Annotated in this window: 3 protein-coding genes; all 3 read left to right on the top strand. The window is 50.2% G+C overall.

All coding sequences use genetic code 11. The features are described from left to right. Positions 1-873: aminomethyltransferase family protein (locus tag ABNT28_RS10105; protein WP_348721518.1), on the top strand; the 873-nt coding region annotated here is incomplete at its 5' end. Positions 874-875: 2 nt separating this feature from the next. Then, a complete protein-coding gene (locus ABNT28_RS10100) occupies positions 876-3,347 on the top strand; it encodes an FAD-dependent oxidoreductase (RefSeq protein WP_332923129.1) in 2,472 nt (823 codons plus the stop codon). Between the two features lie 36 nt (positions 3,348-3,383). After that, the coding region (locus ABNT28_RS10095; RefSeq protein WP_332923130.1) for a trimethylamine methyltransferase family protein at positions 3,384-4,762 on the top strand (1,379 nt) is incomplete at its 3' end.

The following is a 4,762-nucleotide window of genomic DNA, read 5'->3' as shown; positions in this document are numbered from 1 at the left end:
TCGCCAAAGGGGCGTATTCTGACTGAAATGACTGCGACCTGTCTTGGTGATGATGAATTCATGCTGATGACGGGGGCGGGGGCTTACTGGCATGATTTTGATTTGCTGTCTTTTGCCTTGCCAGCAGATGGTGTGATTTCAATTAGTGACATGACGCGTGATTTTGCCACCTTGCTTGTCACTGGACCAAAGGCACCTGCTTTGCTTGCTGATGTGGTTGATATTGATGTGGCGTCAGGTGCATTTCCGTGGCTAACATTCCAGAAAATTATGATCGCTGGCGTTGAAACCACCGCTATACGTGTATCCTTTGCTGGCGAGGCCGGATGGGAATTACATTGCCCGATGCAAGATGTTGTCACAGTTTATGACGCCATTATTGCACAGGGTGATGCGCATCAACTTGGACATTTCGGTATGTTGGCACTTGACTCGATGCGACTTGAAAAAGGCTATCGGTCATGGAAATCCGATCTGACGTCTGATTATACCATGCTGGAAAGCGGTCTCGAACGTTGGGTCAATTTCGGCAAGGATGATTTTACTGGCAAGGCAGCGTTGATGGCCGAGCATCAGGCCGGAGCAAAGCGCCGCTTTGTGACGTTGACTGTTGATGATCCGGATGATGGCGAACCTTTTGGCGAAGCTGTCTATCTAAGCACTGTTTTGGTGAATGACGCGCCTGCCGGATTAATTGTGTCGGCTGGTTACGGACATCGGATAGGGGCATCGATAGCTATGGCGGTGATTGATGAAGCCGCGCTGGTTGACGATGCAGTCGTTGCAGTTGATGTGCTTGGGCGTATCCGTCATGCGCAGATTGTCGATGGTCATGCTCTTTATGATCCATCTAATGCAAAGTTAAAGGTGTAATCATGACCATTCCGTCACATGCACGTGCTGTCATCATTGGTGGCGGTGTCATCGGTTGTTCGATTGCGTATCACCTTGGCAAGCTTGGCTGGAAGGATGTGATTCTGCTTGAACGCAAGCAGCTTACCTGTGGAACGACCTGGCATGCCGCAGGTCTGATTGCCCAGCTTCGTGCCACCCAGAACATGACGCGTCTGGCAAAATATTCGCAGGAACTATATTTTGATCTGGAACAGGAAACGGGCGTTGCCACTGGCTTTAAGCGTAACGGGTCAATCACTGTTGCGCTGACAGATGAACGGATGGAAGAACTGCGACGTTCGGCAGCGATGGCGCGGGCGTTTGGTGTCGAGGTCGATGAGATTTTGCCCGATGACATCACCAAACGTTATCCGGGTCTTTCTCTTGATAACGTAGTTGGCGGGGTATGGTTGCCAAAAGACGGGCAGGCTGACCCGGTCAATATTACGCAGGCACTGGCCAAAGGCGCACGTAATTTTGGCGTCAAAATCATTCAGGGTGTCAAGGTAACCGCGATTAATCAGGCGGATGGGCGCGTCAGTGGTGTGATGACAAATGAGGGGCCAATAAGTGCAGATTACGTGGTTAATGCGGGGGGCATGTGGGCACGTGAAATTGGCGCTATGGCTGGCGTTGCGGTACCGCTTCATGCGTGTGAGCATTTTTATATCGTAACTGAGGCGATTGAGGGATTAACCCCGAATCTGCCTGTTCTGCGGGTGCCGGATGAATGTGCTTATTATAAAGAAGATGCGGGCAAGATGTTGCTTGGCGCATTTGAACCAAATTCCAAACCATGGGGCATGGACGGAATCCCTGAAGATTTTGAATTTGACTCATTACCCGAAGATTTTGACCATTTTGAACCTATTCTTGAACGCGCGGTTGAACGATTGCCAGCACTGGCAACAGCAGGTATTCAGACATTCTTTAACGGGCCGGAAAGCTTTACACCGGATGATCGCTATATCTTGGGGGAAGCACCCGAACTAAAGAACTTCTTTGTTGCGGCGGGCTTTAATTCTGTGGGCATCCAGTCCGCAGGTGGCGCTGGTATGGCGCTGGCTGAATGGATGGATACGGGCAACGCCCCGATGGATTTATGGGATGTCGATATTCGCCGAATGATGCCGTTTCAGGCGAACCGTACCTATCTAAAAACCCGTGTTTCGGAAACCCTTGGTCTGTTATATGCCGACCATTTTCCCTATCGTCAGGTTGAAAGCGCCCGCGATGTTCGCCAGTCACCTTTACATGACCGGCTGAAAACGGCTGGTGCTTGTTTTGGCGAGACAAGTGGATGGGAACGCGCGAACTGGTTCCTGCCGCAATCTGAAATCGCCAAAGGTATAGCGCCTGCTTATGAATATAGCTGGAAGCGGCAAAACTGGTTTGACTATAGTGCTACCGAGCATAGGGCAGTTCGGAAAAAAGTAGGTATGTTTGACATGTCCAGCTTTGGCAAAATCAAAATGGTTGGCAAGGATGCCGAAGCTGTTTTGCAAATCATTGCCGCAAACGATGTCGCTGTTGCGCCAGGCAAGATAGTTTATACGCAATTTTTAAATGAGGCTGGTCACATTGAAGCTGATGTAACGATTACCCGGCTATCATCGGATGAATTTCTTATTGTAACCCCAGCTGCAACAATACGTCGTGATCTGCATTGGATTAATGGACATATCCCCGATGGTGCGCACGCGATAGCGATTGATGTCACCGCGTCCGAGTCTGTGCTTGTTGTCATGGGGCCTGAAGCGCGTGATTTTCTGCAACCCTTGATTCCGCAAAGTCTGGCGAATGAAGATTTTGCCTTTGGCACGATGCAGGATATCGAGATTGGTTATGGTGTTGCCCGTGCGCATCGTGTGACCTATGTGGGCGAACTTGGCTGGGAACTTTATATCTCGGCGGATATGTCGAACCATGTCTTTGATGCAATCACGGCGCGCGCCAAAGAACATCCGTTGCAGCTATGCGGTTTGCATGCGCTTGATAGTTGCCGCATAGAAAAGGCATTTCGGCATTTTGGACATGATATTTCAAATGAGGATCATGTACTTGAAGCGGGGCTGGGCTTTGCTGTCAAGGAAACCAAACCGACATCAAAATTTGGCAATATGATCGGGTCTGATGGTGTAAAGGCAAAGCGCAATGAAGGGCTTGATCGGCGGTTGATGCAATTCCGCCTGAAAGATCCAGAACCGCTTCTCTATCATAATGAAGCGATTTTGCGCGATGGCGAGGTCATTGGCTTTTTGACCAGCGGTAATTATGGGCATCATCTTGGCGGGGCGATTGGTCTTGGCTATGTTGCTTGTTCTGATGCTGGTGAAACAGCCGAAACCCAGTTGCAATCACATTATCAAATCGACGTTGCTGGTCAAAAGGTGGATGCCGATGTCAGCTTTAAGCCGATGTATGATCCAAAATCTGAGCAGGTAAGAATGTAGTGGAGCTAAGTTAAGATAAATAGAAAGGAAGAATCGATGCGGCAGAATAGACCTATTCCACAATCCACCCGCCGGAGTGGTGGCCGAGAAGCGCGTCGTTCAGTACGTGCGGCCCCGCTTGCTGACGAATTACGTCCGGTTCGCCCTGGTTTATCTGGGGGGACGTTTAAGCCGTTAAGCGATGCCTCGGTCAAGGCAATCGAAGATACAGTCTATCAAATTCTTGATGAAATCGGTCTTAGTCAGGCACCTGAAAGCGGTGTGAGATATATGACGGATGCAGGGGCTATCGCGGGTGACGATGGTCGTGTCCGTTTTCCGCGGGCGCTTGTCGAAGATACACTTGCCAAGGCCGCCCGTCATATCACAATTCATGGACAAGATGAAAAGCATGACATGCTTTTGTCGGGGTCACGCGTTCATTTTGGCACCGCCGGTGCCGCTGTTCATGTCGTTGATGTGCAAAATAATTGTTATCGCGAATCCTATCTAGCCGATATTTATGACGCCGCGCGTATTGTCGAGCATATGGAAAATATTCATTTCTTTCAGCGTCCGATGGTGGCGCGCGATATTCCCGATCCAGCTGATCTGGATTTTAACACTGTCTATGCGGCGATAAAGGGCACCACCAAACATGTTGGGTGTAGCTTTACCGAAGCGCCATTCATGAAGCCAGCGATTGATATGCTGCATATGGTTGCAGGTGGCGAAGATAAATGGCGTGCGCGGCCGTTTGTGTCTAACAGTAACTGTTTTGTCGTGCCGCCTTTGCGGTTTGCGACCGAGTCCTGTCTGGTGATGGAAGAAGCTGTTCATATGGGTATGCCAGTCTTGCTGTTATCGGCAGGTCAGGCCGGCGCGACAGCACCCGCCAGCATTGCAGGTGCTGTGGCGCAAGCACTTGCCGAAGTGATTGCTGGTTTGGTCTATGTCAATGCGATGGTGCCAGGACATCCCTGTATCGTGGGTACCTGGCCATTTGTATCTGATTTGCGGACTGGCGCTATGTCGGGCGGGTCAGGCGAACAGGGGTTGTTGACAGCCGCCTGTTCCCAGATGCTTCAGCATTTTGATCTACCAGGTGGTGCCGCATCGGGCATGGCTGATGCCAAAATGCCAGATGCACAATCTGGTTATGAAAAAGGCAGTACGCTGGTCATGGCTGGTCTTTCCGGCCTGAACATGGTCTATGAAGCCGCAGGAATGCATGCGTCATTACTTGGCTTTTGCCTTGAAAGCCTGATCATTGATAATGACATGATCGGACAATGCCTGCGCTGTGTTCGTGGTATCGAAGTCAATGAAGCGACATTGGGCGTTGATGTTATGAAAGATGTTTGTATGGGCGGGGCAGGGCATTATCTTGGTCATGATCAGACGATTGGTCTAATGCAGACTGAATATGTTTATCC

This window comes from uncultured Candidatus Puniceispirillum sp. (assembly GCF_963979125.1).
GTDB lineage: Bacteria > Pseudomonadota > Alphaproteobacteria > Puniceispirillales > Puniceispirillaceae > Puniceispirillum.
Note: the sequence above shows the minus strand (reverse complement) of the source record. Positions and strands in the feature narration are given on the sequence as shown.